Consider the following 13961-nt stretch of genomic DNA (forward strand, 5'->3'; position numbering starts at 1 on the left):
ATGGTCTCCATGACGCACTCTCTCGGGCGCCTCGCCGTGGTCACCACCGCGCTCACCCTGCTCTCGAGCGGCCTCGCCGGCTGCGGGCTGCTCGACGGGAGCACGCCCGTCGAGGACGCGCTGGAGTACCTGCCGGCGTCCACGACCGCGCTCACCTTCACCGACCGCGCGGCCATGGACGACCGGCTGGACCTCGACGACCTGGCGACCCCGGCCTCCGAGGACGAGCTGGCCGACTGGGGCCGGGCCCAGCAGGACGAGGGCTACGGCACCGAGCTCAGCGCGTGGGTCGCCGTCATGCAGGAGGCCGCGTTCAGCGACCTGGACGTCGAGTGGGAGGCATCCGGGACCTCCGTCGACGACGGCCGGGTCCGGGTCTGGAAGCTGGACGACGACGTCGACTTCGGCAAGATCGCCGACGACCTCGAGGACGCCGGCTACGAGCACGGCACGTCGGGTGACGTCGAGACCTTCGAGACCTCGCTGGAGAGCGCCGACGAGAGCGGCCTGTACGGCGGCCGCTACCCCGGCATCCTGACCTCGCTCGCGCTCGTCCCCGACGAGCACCTCGTGCTGTCCGGCGCCGTCGAGCTCGCGATCGACGTCGCCAACGACGACGAGGACTCGCTGTCCGACGAGGGCAGCTTCGACGACCTGCTCGACCGTGCCCCGGACGCCGGCGACCTCGAGTTCGCGGCGCTCAGCCTCGAGGGGCTGTGCGGTCTCGGTGACCGGGTGACGCCCGAGCAGGCCGCCCAGGAGTTCGAGGGCCTGTCCCACCCCGACCGCGGCGAGGCACTGTTCGCCGACCCGGACGCAGTGACGGCCGTGCGCCTCTTCGGCGACGACAACGACGCCGAGAGCGACGCGAAGGGGCTCGAGACCTATCTCGACGAGCGCGCCTCGACGCGGGGCTTCGACGTCGGCCTCGACGTGCAGGCCGACGGCGACGCCGTGACCGCCGAGGGCTCCTTCGACGACCGGCGGGCGATGGTGCAGGCGTGGTCCCGGGCCGACGGCCCGTTCGCCTGCCCGCTCGGCAAGTGACCCGCCCGGTGACTACTCCGGGCGCTTGATCCGCTTCGGCTGGTCGGGGAGCGGCAGGACGAGCGGCGGTGCCGCCGGCTCCGCCTCGTCGTCGTAGTCCAGCCAGCCGTCGTACATCTCGACCAGCATGTCGAGCTGGATCTCCGGGGCGTCCGTGACGACGGCCCACGGGTGGTCCTCGTCGTCGTCCTCGCCGGCCAGGCGCTCGCGGACCACCTCGGCGGCGTACCCGCCCCGCACCAGCGCCGCGGCGGCCGAACGCGCCTGCTCCTCGTCGAAGAAGATGCCCCTCACGTGCCCATGATGACGCAGGCACCTCGGCTACCGTGACGCCCGTGGCCGGACTGCACCTGACCCGCACCGAGGAGAACGTCGCCGAGATCGACGCCCTGGCCGCGGCCCTCGCCGCGGACGGCGGCGGACGGGTCGGGATCAGCGGCCTCGCGCCCGACCTCGCCCGGCGGCTGCGCCGCACCTTCGCGCCGACGCCGCGCCTGCTCGGCCGCAAGGTCTCCCGTGCCTACACGTGGGAGGGCCACGACCGGCGCGACCCGACCTGGATGCCGCAGGGCATCACCACGTCGGTGGCGACGGGCTTCCGCGAGCGGCACGGCCACGACGTGCTCGCGACGTCGTGGTACTCCAAGCAGGGCCAGGGCTCGCGGATCAGCATCGTCGACGTCGAGCGCCGCCGCTACGCGCACGTGCTGCTGGTGACGCCGACGCTGAAGGACGGTGTGCCCGGCCTCGGCCCGCTGAAGGTGCACGCGGGCGGCATCGTGTGGCACGGCGGCTACCTGCACGTCGGAGGCACCGGCAAGGGACTCTTCACCTGCCGGATGGACGACATCCTGCGGGTGCCCGCCGGGTCGTCGTACGAGACCTTCGGGCACCGCTACGTGCTGCCCGTGCGCTTCGTCTACCGCGGCCAGAACGAGGAGGGTACGACGCGGCTGCGCTTCTCGTTCTTCACCGTCGACCGCAGCGCGGCCGACCCGGCGCTGGTCGTCGGCGAGTACGGCTCGCTGAAGCAGACCCGGCGGATCGCCCGCTTCGCCCTCGACCCGGCGACGCAGCTCCTCGTCGGCGACGCGGAGGGACGTTACGTGCCGGAGATCGACGACCGGGGCCAGGCCCGGATGCAGGGCGTCTCCGTCGTCGACGGCACCTACTACGCGACCGCCTCGCGCACGCCGCTCTTCCCGGGCTCGATGTTCGTCGGCGCCCCGGGCCGCTTCCGCGAGCTGCGGTGGGCCACCCCGATCGGCCCCGAGGACCTGGTCTGGTGGCCGGAGACGGAGTCGCTGTGGTCGGTCACCGAGCACCCGCACCGGCGCTGGGTTTTCGCGATGAGGCGCAGCAGCCTGGGGCGCTGACACCGGGAACTTAACCTCCCCGAAACCGTCCGACCCGGCGCTGAAATCCCGGTCTCCTAGCGTCGCCGTGCAGGCAACGTCCCCGTTGCTTCTCGGTGGCAGGCACCAGCCCACAGGAGACCCCCATGACCCACGCGTCCACCCGTTCCCGCCGCGGCCTCCGCGCCCTCGCCGCCGCCACGGCATCCGTCGTCGGCCTGGTCGGCCTCGCGGCGTGCGGCAGCGACGACGCCTCGGACGGTGGCGGCGACGGCCACGGTGACATCAGCGTCCAGTACTCGTGGATCAAGAACGAGGAGTTCGCCGGCGAGTTCTACGCCGAGGACAAGGGCTACTACGCCGACGCCGGCTTCTCGAAGGTCAGCGGGATCTCCGGCCCCGACACCGGTGTCGCCAAGCTGCTCAGCGGCACGGTCCAGGTCGCGCTCAGCGACGCCGCGTCGATCGGCGCCGCGATCGCCAACGAGGACGCACCGCTGAAGATCATCGGCGCGACCTTCCAGAAGAACCCGTTCACCATCCTGTCCCTCAAGGACGGCGCGGACATCAAGACGCCCGCCGACCTCAAGGGCAAGAAGATCGGCGTCCAGGACTCCAACGCCAGCGTCTTCGAGGCGATCCTCAACGCCAACGGCATCTCCAAGGACGAGGTCGAGGTCGTGCCCGTCGACTTCGACCCGACCCCGCTGATGGAGGGCAAGGTCGACGGCTTCATGGCCTACCTGACCAACGAGGCGATCACCGTCGAGCTGGCCGGCCACGAGGTCACCAACCTGCCGTACGCCGACAACGGGGTCCCCTACGTCGCCGAGACGTTCAGCGTCACCGACCAGTACCTCGCCGAGAACAAGGCGCTCCTCAAGGACTTCCTGATCGCCGAGATCAAGGGCTGGACCGACGTCTTCAAGAACTCCACCGACGACACCGTCGGACTGATCACGGAGTTCTACAACAGGGCCGCGTCCGACAACGCCGACGGCCTCGAGGCGACCTTCGGCGCGCTCGACCCGAAGAAGACCGGGATGGGCCTGGAGGCGGAGAAGCTGCTGATCTCCACCGCCGACACCGAGGCCAACGGACTGTTCACGATCACCGACGAGCTCAAGGAGCAGACCGTCGCCTCGCTGAAGGCGGCCGGCTGGGAGGTCAGCGTCGACGACCTCTTCGACACGAGCATCATCGACGAGATCTACGAGGAGCAGCCCGAGCTGAAGAAGTACCTCCCCTGACGATGGCGACCGGCATCCACGTCTCCGGGCTCTCGAAGACCTTCAGGGCGGGCCGCGGGCGCACCGTGACCGCACTGGAGGGCGCCGAGCTCCACACCGGGCAGGGCTCGTTCCTGGCCCTGCTCGGTCCCTCGGGGTGCGGCAAGTCGACGATCCTGCGCATCCTCGCCGACCTCGAGCACCCGACGTCCGGCACCGCGCTCGTCGACGGCCGCACCCCGGCCGAGCTGCGCCGCGACAGCGAGCTCGGCATCGCCTTCCAGGACCACGCGCTGCTCCCGTGGCGCAGCGTCACGAAGAACATCCGCCTCCCGTTCGAGGTCGCCGGGCGCGACGTCGACAAGGAGTACGTCGACGAGCTGATCGCGCTCGTCGGGCTCCGCGGCTTCGAGGACAGCAAGCCGGCCCAGCTCTCCGGCGGCATGCGCCAGCGCGTCTCGATCGCCCGGGCGCTCGCCCTCAAGCCGTCGGTGCTGCTGCTCGACGAGCCGTTCGGGGCGCTCGACGACATGACGCGGCAGAACCTCAACCTCGAGCTGCTGCGGATCTGGACCGAGAAGCCGGCGACCACGCTGCTGGTCACGCACGGCATCTCGGAGGCGATCTTCCTCTCCGACCAGGTGGCGGTGATGTCGCCGCGGCCCGGCCGGATCAAGGCGATCATCGACGTCGACCTGCCGCGGCCCCGCACGCCGGACCTGATGCGCACGCCGGAGTTCCACGCCCTGGTGGACCAGGCGTCCGAGCTGCTGTTCGGCGCCGACGGCCGCGCGGACGCCGAGTCGTGAACCCGTCGCGCCGGGTGCCGGGCTGGCTGGCCAGCATCCTCGGCACCGTCGGCCTGGTCCTGGCGTGGTGGCTGTTCTCGGTGCTCGCCTTCCGGCCCGACCCCGGGACGACGTACGACCCCGTGCCGTCGCCGCTCGCGGTCGGCCGCCAGATCCTCGACGACGGCCTGTCGGCGTACTGGGACTTCTTCTCGGTCACCGTTCACGAGGCGGCGGTCGGCTTCCTCTGGGGCAACGGGCTCGCCCTGCTGCTCGCCGCGACGGTGCTGCTGGTGCCGCGGATCGAGCCGATCGTGGTCCAGGTCGCCGTCGTGTCCTACTGCCTGCCGCTCGTGGCGGTCGGCGGCATCTCGATCGTCGCCCTCGGCGGCGCCACGGAGCCCGGCGACCCGTCGACGACGGCGATCTTCCTCGCGGCGCTCTCGGTCTTCTTCACCACCGTCGTCGGCGCCCTGCTCGGCTTCAAGGCCGCCGACCGGGCGAGCCTGGACGTCGTCCGGGTCTTCGGCGGCGGCCGGGTGCGGCAGCTGGTGAAGGTGCGCCTCGTCGCGGCGCTGCCCGCGGTCCTCAACGCGCTGCAGGTGGCCGTGCCGACCTCGCTGCTCGGCGCGGTGCTCGGGGAGTACATGGGCGCGACCGACCGCAGCGTGGGCATCACCCTGATCCGGCTGCAGGGCCAGCTCGACTCGGTCCGGGTCTGGGCGGTCTTCCTGCTGTGCGCCCTCGTTGCGCTGGCGGGCTACGCCGCCTTCGGCCTGCTGGCCCGGCTGGTCACCCCGTGGGTGTCGGGACGGGGCACCGCATGAGCCGCGCGATCGGGCGCTCGCTGCTCAACGCGCTGGTCACCGTGCTCGTGGTCCTCGCGCTCTGGCAGGCCGTGGTCAGCTTCGCCGGCGTCTCCCCGTACGTCGCCAAGGGACCCCTGGACGTCTTCCGGTTCCTGTTCGTCGACGAGGCCGGCGCCGCGCCGGGCCGGCTGGCCGCGGACCACCGCGACGCGCTGCGCCCGCTCACCACGCAGACCCTGCGCGACGCGGGGCTGGGCTTCGGCGTCGGCATGGCCATCGCCGTCGCGCTCGCCGGGGCGTTCTCGCTGTCGAAGACCGTCGAGGCCGGGGTGCTCCCCCTCGCCCTGCTCCTGCGCAGCGTCCCGCTGGTGTCGATCTCGCCGGTCATCATCCTGATCACCGGCCGCGGCACGACCGCCTCGGTGGCGGTCATCGGCAGCATCGTGGTGCTCTTCCCGGCCCTCGCCTCGGCGCTCTTCGGGCTCGGCCGGGCCAGCAGGGAGAGCCTCGACCTGGTCCACGTGTACGGCGGCGGCAACGCCACCGCGCTGCGCAAGGTCGCGATCCCCGGCGCCCTGCCCTCCCTGTTCGCCGCCGCCCGGGTCTCCGTGCCCGGCGCGGTCACCGGCGCGCTGCTCGCCGAGTGGCTCTCGACGGGCAAGGGCATCGGCGGCTCGATCCAGAAGTTCAGTGCGGCGGCGAAGTTCGACGACCTCTGGGCGTCGGTCGCGATCATCACCGCGATCACGCTGCTGCTCTACAACCTCGTGCAGCTGCTCGAGAACGTCGTGCTGGCGCGGATGGGGATGTCCCAGCAGCAGCCCTGACCGCTCCAGCCCGGACCGCTCCAGCCCGGACCGGTCAGGGGACGATCGGCAGGCTGAGCGTCTGCGCCGAGCCGGACGCGATGGACACCGGCGTCGCCACCAGGCCACCGCGGTAGTTGACCGAGCCGCCCGCGACGACCAGCCGCAGCCGGTGGCCGGCCGCGAACTCGTGCACGATCGCGGGCACCTGCACCGTGAACGGCCTGGTGACGTCGGGGACCCGCACCGGCGCCTCGAGCCCGTTGATCAGCCGCGCGGTGCCGTCGGGGGCGACGTCGACGACCTTCACGAAGAGCACCAGCTGCCCGGCCGGACCGAGCGCCTGGGTCAGCGCCGCGCTCGGGGCGCCGACCTGGATCCGCACCGTCGGCGAGCCCGCGACCCGCAACGGCGCCGTCAGGGCCGGTGTCGACCAGCTCGCGAAGGTGCCGGGCTGGTCGGTGACGAGATCGGTCACCGGGGCGGTGAAGCTGCCGAACACGTCCATCTCGTCCAGCCGGGTGGGCAGGCCCGCCGCGGTCGTGACGAACGACTGCGAGCCCGGAGCGGTCGCCGTCGTACCGGTCACGAGGGAGCCGGCGCCCGACAGGCGCCAGGTCCGTCGTACTCCCACGGGGAAGGCGGACGACGTCGCGTAGGCGGGCGTGGCGTTGCCGGAGTAGGCGACCCAGTCGCGGAAGTAGGCGAACTCGGGACCGGTGCTGACCGCCTTGCCCTTGAGGTGGCGCTCGTACCACTGCAGCACCCGGGTGCTGAGGTAGCCGGCGGACGGGTCGTCCCAGCTGACCTCGCCGGGTGCGCTCGCGCCGGAGTGCCCGCCGAGCATCCAGATCATCTTGGTCTCGGTGCCCTGCGCCTGCAGCGCGCGGTAGGTCGCCGTGGCCTCGTTGAGGTTGAAGAGGGTGTCGCGCTGGCCCTGGACGAGCAGGGTCGGCACCCGCACTTTCGCGACGTACGACGCCACGGACGCGTGCCGCAGCGAGGCGATGTCGCCCGGCTGGAGGTAGCCGGTGGTCCCGGCCGTGACGAGCGCCGGGCAGACGAACGCGGCGAAGTTGGGGCAGGGCACCGCGTCCGGCGGGACCTGCTGGTTCTGCACGTCGCCGGTGGCGCCCGTCGCGGAGAAGCCGAGGGCCCACATCAGCTTGGCCGCGCCGGGGGTCGAGGTGGAGACGCCCGAGGTCTGCGCGGTGTTGTTGGGGTCGAGGCTGTAGCTCAGGTCGTTCCAGGTGATCAGCGGGACGAGCGCGTCGACCCGGGCGTCCACGGATGCGACCGCGAACTGGAAGCCGCCGCCGTACGAGCCGCCGAAGGTCCCGACGCGCGGGTCGTCGGTGCGCGCGACGCCCTTGTGGTCGCGGGCGTCCTTCTGCACGACGGTGAGCGCCGGCGCGGGCTGCGTGTGCTCCTTGTCGAGGAAGGCGATGCCGGTGCGGCCGCCGAGATAGCTGACCAGCTGGCTGGCCGCCTTGCCGTCGACGTCGGGGTCGTCGAGCGTGATGACGCAGCTCGAGCCGCCGAAACCGAGGCCCGAGTACGACAGCACGGCGTACCCGCGCGAGGCGAGCGCCTTCGCCGTGGGCGCCTGGTCGTTCTTCGAGCCGTTGAAGCCGTTGGTCGTCAGCACCGCGGGCACCCGGTTGAGGCTGCTCGCACCGTTGGGGACGTAGACGTCGCCCACGATGTCGCAGGTCGTGCCGTTGTCCGGACCCACCATGACCTTGAAGTGCAGCGTGGTGACGGTGAACGGGTCGGCCGCGTGCGCCGACGGCGCCGGGACGAGCAGGCCGGCGGCGACGAGCACCGCGGCGAGGGTGGCGACCAGGGCTGATGTGACGCGCTTCACACCGGGAGAACGAGGCGTACGACGGCGTGGTTACGCGCCAGTAGCCTCCGGGGCCGCGCCCCCGGTCTGCTCAGTGGTTGTTCGTCGTCACCAGCGCGGCGCCGAGGCCGACCATCATCACGCCGCCGGCAGCCCCCAGGCCGTCGAGGCGCTGCGGCTTGCGGGCGAACCAGTCGCGCGCCCGGCCGGCGACCAGCGCCCAGCAGGCGTCGGAGCACACCGCCATCGTGCCGAACAGGACGCCGAGGAGGAGCAGCTGCGGCGCGGCAGGGGCCCCGTCGTCGATGAACTGCGGCAGGAAGGCGACGAAGAAGACGATCGTCTTGGGGTTGGTGGCGCCGACGAGGAAGCCCGTGCGCACCGACGCCAGGCTGCTGCTCGGGCGCGACACGTCGGCGCCTTCGTCGGCAGCCGCCAGCGCGGCCCGGGCGTCGCCACGGTGCCGGATCGCCTGGATGCCCAGGTAGGCGACATAGGCCGCGCCCGCGAGCTTGAGCACGGTGAACGCGGTCGCCGACGCAGCGACGACCGCCCCGAGGCCGACCGCCACGAGCACGACCTGGGCGACCAGGCCGAGCGCGTTGCCCACGACCGACAGCAGCGCGTCGCGACGACCGACCGTCAGCGCGCGGCCGATCGTGAACAGCAGGCTCGGCCCCGGCACCTGGATGAACAGGAACGAGGCGACCGCGAAGGCGGCGAGCTGGCTGGTCGACGGCATGCAGGCATTGTCCGACAACAGCCGGCCCTCGCGCGAGCCGATTCGCGCCGCCTGCTCACAGCACGAAGGGCGCCCCGGCCGCGTCGGTGACGTGCTCGGCCAGCCGTCGTACGGCCTCGGCCGGAGGCGGACGCTGGCCGGGGAACACGACCGGACGCAGCGCACGGTCGTGCCAGAAGTGCGGCGGACGGGAGTCGGGCCGGGTCGCCACCAGCCACACGGCGGTGTCCGCACCCTCCTCGGGCGTGCGGAGGAGCGGGCGCGTGAGCCGCTCGAAGCGCGGGAGGTGCTCGCTGACCCCCGGGGTGGCGGCCCACCCGGGGTGCATGCTCGCGAACAGGACCGGGTGCTCCGCCGTGCGCCGCGCCCACTCCTGCGCGAGCACGACCTGCATCCGCTTGGTGCGGGCATAGGCCCGCACGCCGTCGTAGGCCCCGGTGCGGTACTCGATGTCGTCGGCGTCGTCGGCGTGCAGGCGCGCGCCGTACATGCCGCCCGAGCTCATCCACACCACGCTCGGCGCCTCTGACGCCAGCAGCGCTGCCCCGAGCAGCGAGGTCATCAGGTGCGGTCCGAGCACGTGGACCGCGAGGGTGAGCTCGTGTCCCTGCGGGCTCGTCTCGCGGCGATCACCGGTCATCGTGCCGGCGTTGTGCAGGACCGCATCCAGCCGGTCCACCCGTGCGAGCAGCCCTGCCGACCACTGCCGGACGTCGTCGAGGTCGCCGACGTCGCAAGTCTCGCCCACCACCTCTCCGGACGGGACGACCGAGCGCAGGTCGGCGACCGTGGCGGCGACCTTGGCCTGGTTCCGCCCCAGGAGGTGGACGGTCGCGCCGAGCCGGAGGTAGCCCACCGCAGCAGCCCTGCCGATGCCCGAGGTGCCACCGGTGACGAGGACCCGGCGCCCCTCGAGCGCGCCCGGCTCGGGGTCGGCCGGCCACCAGGCGGCGCGCAGGCCGGCGCCCACCCGCGTGTAGCCGAGGAGCACCGTCCGGTCGAGCGAGGCGTCCGCCACCTTGGCGAGGGTCGAGCCGATTCCCATGTCCCGACCCTAGAGAGGTCAACAAGGCCTCCGGGCTGCCGATCAGGCAGGCATGGACCCGGCCGACCCGTCGCGCACGACCAGCGCCCCCGACTGCCCGCCGTGGTGCGTCACCAGCGCCGCCGAGCACGCGTACGACGACGCCGGCGCCTGGCTGCACGAGGGGCCGCGCTTCGGGCTGATCCGGACCTGGTGCCTCGACGGGGCGGAGCCGGTGTTCAGCGCCACCCTCGACGCCGGCGACGGGGACGCGGGCGAGCTCGATGCCGACGAGCTGCGCCGACTGGCGACCGACGCGCTGGACGCGGCCATGTGGATCGACCTGCAGAAGCGGCTCGGCCTCACCCGGATCGGCCGCTCCGTGGTGGAGCTGGTGCGCGAGGCGCACGACCGCGCCACCCGCAGCGCCTGAGCCCGACCGCCATCCACGCTCAGGCGGCCGCGGACTCCCCGCCGAACCCGATCTCGTTGCCGTCGGGGTCGCGGTAGGTCACCTTGCGCACGCCGTTGTCGTAGGTCTCGCTCGTGGCGGCCTCGATGCCACGGTCCGCGATCGCGTCGACCCAGCCGTCGAGGTCGTCGACGAACAGCGTGTGCCGGGCGTGGCCGGCGTGCTCGGGCAGGAGCTCGGTGAAGACGTAGCGGTGGTCCGCGAGCTCCCACACCGCCTCGATGTCGTTGGGCAGGAAGGACGGCGGCTCGCCGAGGAGCCGCGTGTACCAGTCGACCGCACGCTCGTGGTCGGTGACGGGGATGCCGGCGAACAGGTCGACGCTTGCCATGCCGCCACCTTAGGGACGCCGCGGCCCGAGGCCCAGAGCCGCGGCGGCGCGGACCTCGTCGGACAGCGCGGCGAGCGCCGGGCTGTCGAGGCGCCACCGCTGCCAGAAGAGGGGTACGTCGACCGGCCGCCCGCCGGGCAGCCGCACCAGCAGGCCGTCGGCCCGGTCGGGCTCCAGCTGTGGGGCCGGGATCATGCCCCAGCCCAGCCCCGCGCGGACCGCCTCGTGGAAGTCGGCCGTGCTCGGCACCCGGTGCACGACCGGCGGCCGGGTGGCGCCGTGGGCCGCCAGCACCTCGTCCTGGAGGTGGTCCTTCTCGTTGAACACGACCATCGGGATGCGCGCCCAGTCGACCGACCGCCCGCGCCGGTGCCGGTCGACCAGCCAGGGGGCGGCCGCCGGGGTGTAGCGCAGCCGGCCCAGCGGCTCGACCGCACAGCCCTGCACCGGCGCCCCCTCGGCCGTGACCGCGGCGAGCACGTCACCACGCCGCAGCAGGTCGTGCGAGTAGCCCTGGTCCTCGATCCTCAGCCGCAGCGCGACCGTCGGCAGGGTCGCCACGGCGCGCAGCACCGGGCGCAGCCAGGTCGCCAGCGAGTCGGCGTTGACCGCGACGGCGAGCTCGACCACCTCACCGGCGCCCAGCGTGGCAGCGGCCTCGGACGCCAGCAGGCGCAGCTGCCGGCCCAGCCGGACGAGCGGCTCCCCTGCCGCGGTCACGGTGGCGGGCGTCGTACGGCCGACGAGGACCTGGCCCGCCGCCTGCTCGAGCGCGCGCACGCGCTGGCTGACCGCGCTCGGCGTGACGTGGAGCCGCCGGGCCGCGGCCTCGAAGGTCCCCTCCTCCGAGATCGCGACGAGCGTCTCCAGCTGGGCGGGGTCGAAGCGCATGCTGATCAGGTTAAGCGCTGCTTCATCTTCCTTAGGAAGATTCGCTGGCCTGCATCCGATGACGCACCTACGGTCGAGCCGTGATCGCCCCTGCCGTCGCGGGCCTCCTGACCGCGCTCTCCCTCATCGTCGCCATCGGCGCGCAGAACGCGTTCGTCCTGCGGCAGGGCCTGCTCCGCTCGCACGTCGGCGGCGTCGTCCTCGTCTGCGCGCTCTCGGACGCCGTGCTCATCGCCGCCGGCATCGCCGGCATCGGCACCCTGGTCGACCACGCAGGCTGGGTGATCGACGTGGTCCGCTGGCTCGGCGTCGCCTTCCTGGTCTGGTACGCCGCCAGCTCCCTCCGCCGCGCCCTCCACCCCGAGTCGCTGGCGCCCCAGAACGGCAACCGTGACGAGACCCGGCGCAGCGTGCTCGCGCGGACCTTCGCGCTCACCTGGCTCAATCCGCACGTCTACCTCGACACGCTCCTGCTCATCGGCTCGGTCGCGGCCGCCCACGACGGCGGCGAGGTCGCCGGGCGCTGGTGGTTCGGCGCCGGGGCGGCGCTCGGCAGCGTGCTGTGGTTCTGCAGCCTCGGCTTCGGCGCCCGGCTCCTCGCTCCCCTGCTCGCCCGCCCGCGGGCGTGGCAGCTGCTGGAGGTCGCGATCGCGGTGACGATGCTCGTCGTGGCGTGGAAGCTCGCGACGGGGTGATCGGTCGGGTCAGCGCTTCACGTGCGGCGAGATCAACGCCGTGCGGACCGACATCCCCAGCTCGCGGGTGCGCAGGGTCGTGATCCGCCGGCCCGGCTGGACGGCGTCCTTGACCGCCGCGGCGTGCTCACCCAGCAGCGCGGCCGCGGCGTCGATGTCGGCGACCGTGTGGGTGAGGCCCCAGATCGTGGCCGGGCCCTCCCCCGTGACACCCGGAGCACCGACCACCTCGAGGATCACCTCGCCCAGCCGGTAGAAGACCTGGCGCACCGGGCCCCCACCCAGTTCGCCGTCACGCTCACGGCGCGGCTCGAGGCCGATGTCGCCGAGCGCCGCGACGGTTCGGGTGAGGTCCGGCGCCAGCAGGACGACGTGGTCGATGTGCGTCGTACCGTTGGGGTGGCCGGCCGGCTCTGCCGCGGGCTCGTCCGTCGCGGTCGTGGGTACGCCGTCGACGTCGGCCCGCTCCTCCGGCAGCCCACGCAACGCCCAGCCCACCACGCCCTTGCCGGCCGCGTCGCCGAGCAGCCGGATGCGGACCGACCCGACCCGGCAGGTCCCGTCGTCGTCGACGGTGAAGCCGGCTGCCCGCCAGGCCTCGGGCGGGTCGGCGACGAGCAGCTCGGCGAGGGTCACGGGCACGAGGCGACCCTATCCGCGATCCCAGCCCCGCTGGCCTACGGTTCCTGCATGCAGCCGTGGGCCACTCGGAGCCGCCTTCCCCTCCTCGTCGACGTCCTCGGCGGCACGGAGGCGGACGACGCCGTACGCCGCCTCCTCCACGCCTTCGGTGACGATCCCGTCCACGTCACGGAGCACCGCCTCGGCGTACCCGCGACCGAGGTGCGCAGGCTGCGCTTCGCCTCGGGCGGCGAGATCGTGCTCCAGGACGGCGCGGTGCTCGCCGTGATCCTGCACGCCAAGCCGCCCTCCGACGGTGCGGGGGTGGTCGACCTGTCGACGTGGGTCGACGGGCTCACGAACGCGGCGACGTTGAAGCAGGTCGAGACCGCGTTCGGCCTGAAGGACCAGTTCTCCGGGTTCCGCAGCCCGTACTTCAAGGTCGGCGCCGGCTTCGCCCAACTCCGCTTCGGCGACGCCGGCGACAAGGGCTCGTGGAAGGAGCCCGGGCACCTCGTCAGCATCGTCGTCACCGCCGGGCAGCCCGGACGGGTGCGTCCGCCGGATGCCGACGAGTGCCCGGCCTGCAGCACGCTGCCCGCGATCGACGAGCAGGGCGGCCTCGACCTGGCTGCGACCCTGGAGCGGCTGCGGACCGCCGTGGCGGCGGAGCAGGTCAAGCAGGACCCGGCGTGGGTGCCGCTCGACGACCTCGAGGAGCTCCACGCCTCGGGGCTGATGAGGCTCGTGGAGAGCCAGCTGACCTGCCGGACCTGCCACCGGGTCATCTGCCTGACGCTGCACCGCGACGGGCCGCCGACCTTCGGCTACCACGGACCGAACGAGGCCAGGGAGCGGCCGATGGAGCGGATCCCGCCCGTCGAGCAGTGGGCGTCACGGGCCCGGCAGGAGCAGGCGAGGGAGGCGATGCAGTACGTCGACCACCGTCCGGGCGGCTGGTTCCTGGTCCGCCAGGGCGACGCCCTCTACCTGGACGCGCGCTACTCCTACAGCGCGATCATCGACGACTCCGCGTTGATCGAACTGGGCGCCGTCGAGCGCGAGGACTACCGCAGGCGTGGCCACCAGTACCTCGACGAGCTCGCCGAGCGGATCCACATGAGCGCGCCGTACCAGCCCGAGTCGCCGTACCACGCCCGCGACCTGTACCGCCGCGGCGACGGCACCGGTCGCGACTTCCGCGCCGAGGTCGGCGCGGCGATCAGCAACCACACCTGGCTCGCCGAGCAGCGCTCGCGCGAGCAGTGAGCTGACGCGCGGCTGGCCAGACGTCCGGGCAGAGGC

The 13961-nt window shown here is 72.9% G+C and carries 16 protein-coding genes; 9 read left to right on the forward strand and 7 right to left on the reverse strand.

Annotation, left to right across the window (positions count from 1 at the left end):
* Positions 1 to 9: 9 nt before the first annotated feature.
* A complete protein-coding gene (locus AC2YHB_RS21305; protein ID WP_487354578.1) occupies positions 10 to 1047 on the forward strand; it encodes a hypothetical protein in 1038 nt (345 codons plus the stop codon).
* A 12-nt stretch (positions 1048 to 1059) separates the two neighbouring features.
* On the opposite strand, the gene AC2YHB_RS21310 is transcribed toward AC2YHB_RS21305, so the two are convergent.
* A complete protein-coding gene (locus AC2YHB_RS21310; protein WP_036548031.1) occupies positions 1060 to 1341 on the reverse strand; it encodes a hypothetical protein in 282 nt (93 codons plus the stop codon).
* Positions 1342 to 1382: 41 nt separating this feature from the next.
* Between AC2YHB_RS21310 and AC2YHB_RS21315 the strand changes: the two genes are divergently transcribed.
* From AC2YHB_RS21315 to AC2YHB_RS21335, 5 genes are all read left to right on the forward strand, one after another.
* On the forward strand, positions 1383 to 2423 hold the full coding sequence (locus tag AC2YHB_RS21315; protein WP_487354579.1) for a hypothetical protein: 1041 nt from the start codon (positions 1383 to 1385) through the stop codon (positions 2421 to 2423).
* Positions 2424 to 2548: 125 nt separating this feature from the next.
* Positions 2549 to 3652 (forward strand): ABC transporter substrate-binding protein, encoded by a 1104-nt coding sequence (locus tag AC2YHB_RS21320; protein WP_036548027.1) that lies wholly within the window; start codon positions 2549 to 2551, stop codon positions 3650 to 3652.
* Positions 3653 to 3654: 2 nt separating this feature from the next.
* Entirely contained in the window at positions 3655 to 4440 is a 786-nt protein-coding gene (locus tag AC2YHB_RS21325; protein WP_179649998.1) for an ABC transporter ATP-binding protein, read from the forward strand.
* Positions 4437 to 5246, forward strand: coding sequence for an ABC transporter permease (locus AC2YHB_RS21330; protein WP_036548021.1), 810 nt, complete (start codon positions 4437 to 4439; stop codon positions 5244 to 5246). The genes AC2YHB_RS21325 and AC2YHB_RS21330 overlap by 4 nt, the downstream gene beginning before the upstream one ends.
* Complete coding sequence (locus AC2YHB_RS21335) at positions 5243 to 6055, forward strand: ABC transporter permease (protein ID WP_487354580.1); 813 nt, start codon at positions 5243 to 5245, stop codon at positions 6053 to 6055. Before AC2YHB_RS21330 ends, AC2YHB_RS21335 begins: the two co-directional genes overlap by 4 nt.
* Positions 6056 to 6089: 34 nt before the next feature.
* Here the strand turns inward: AC2YHB_RS21335 and AC2YHB_RS21340 are convergent, their stop codons facing one another.
* The 3 genes from AC2YHB_RS21340 to AC2YHB_RS21350 all read right to left on the reverse strand — a co-directional run bounded on the left by AC2YHB_RS21340 (position 6090) and on the right by AC2YHB_RS21350 (position 9667).
* Positions 6090 to 7901: a CocE/NonD family hydrolase gene (locus AC2YHB_RS21340; RefSeq protein WP_487354581.1), complete on the reverse strand. Its 1812-nt coding sequence runs from the start codon at positions 7899 to 7901 to the stop codon at positions 6090 to 6092.
* A gap of 70 nt (positions 7902 to 7971) precedes the next feature.
* The gene (locus tag AC2YHB_RS21345) at positions 7972 to 8622 is read right to left on the reverse strand and encodes a LysE family translocator (protein ID WP_179649994.1); all 651 of its coding nucleotides are present in this window, start codon (positions 8620 to 8622) and stop codon (positions 7972 to 7974) included.
* A 55-nt stretch (positions 8623 to 8677) separates the two neighbouring features.
* Positions 8678 to 9667, reverse strand: a complete 990-nt coding sequence (locus AC2YHB_RS21350) for an SDR family NAD(P)-dependent oxidoreductase (protein WP_487354582.1) — start codon at positions 9665 to 9667, stop codon at positions 8678 to 8680.
* Positions 9668 to 9719: 52 nt separating this feature from the next.
* Between AC2YHB_RS21350 and AC2YHB_RS21355 the strand changes: the two genes are divergently transcribed.
* The gene (locus AC2YHB_RS21355) at positions 9720 to 10079 is read left to right on the forward strand and encodes a hypothetical protein (protein ID WP_487354583.1); all 360 of its coding nucleotides are present in this window, start codon (positions 9720 to 9722) and stop codon (positions 10077 to 10079) included.
* A 19-nt stretch (positions 10080 to 10098) separates the two neighbouring features.
* Here AC2YHB_RS21355 and AC2YHB_RS21360 read toward each other — a convergent pair whose 3' ends face one another.
* Together AC2YHB_RS21360 and AC2YHB_RS21365 are read right to left on the reverse strand one after the other, a co-directional pair.
* Positions 10099 to 10449 carry a VOC family protein gene (locus tag AC2YHB_RS21360; protein ID WP_179649990.1) on the reverse strand — a complete coding sequence of 117 codons (351 nt, stop codon included), beginning with the start codon at positions 10447 to 10449 and terminating at the stop codon, positions 10099 to 10101.
* A 9-nt stretch (positions 10450 to 10458) separates the two neighbouring features.
* Entirely contained in the window at positions 10459 to 11340 is an 882-nt protein-coding gene (locus AC2YHB_RS21365; protein WP_487354584.1) for a LysR family transcriptional regulator ArgP, read from the reverse strand.
* 80 nt (positions 11341 to 11420) lie between these two features.
* On the opposite strand from AC2YHB_RS21365, the gene AC2YHB_RS21370 reads away from it, so the two are divergent.
* The gene (locus AC2YHB_RS21370) at positions 11421 to 12035 is read left to right on the forward strand and encodes a LysE/ArgO family amino acid transporter (protein WP_487354585.1); all 615 of its coding nucleotides are present in this window, start codon (positions 11421 to 11423) and stop codon (positions 12033 to 12035) included.
* Positions 12036 to 12044: 9 nt separating this feature from the next.
* Here the strand turns inward: AC2YHB_RS21370 and AC2YHB_RS21375 are convergent, their stop codons facing one another.
* Positions 12045 to 12677, reverse strand: a complete 633-nt coding sequence (locus tag AC2YHB_RS21375) for a hypothetical protein (protein ID WP_487354586.1) — start codon at positions 12675 to 12677, stop codon at positions 12045 to 12047.
* 48 nt (positions 12678 to 12725) lie between these two features.
* On the opposite strand from AC2YHB_RS21375, the gene AC2YHB_RS21380 reads away from it, so the two are divergent.
* Positions 12726 to 13925, forward strand: coding sequence for a hypothetical protein (locus AC2YHB_RS21380; RefSeq protein ID WP_487354587.1), 1200 nt, complete (start codon positions 12726 to 12728; stop codon positions 13923 to 13925).
* The last annotated feature ends 36 nt before the right edge of the window (positions 13926 to 13961 follow it).

The organism is Nocardioides sp. SRI_004 (assembly GCF_057586415.1).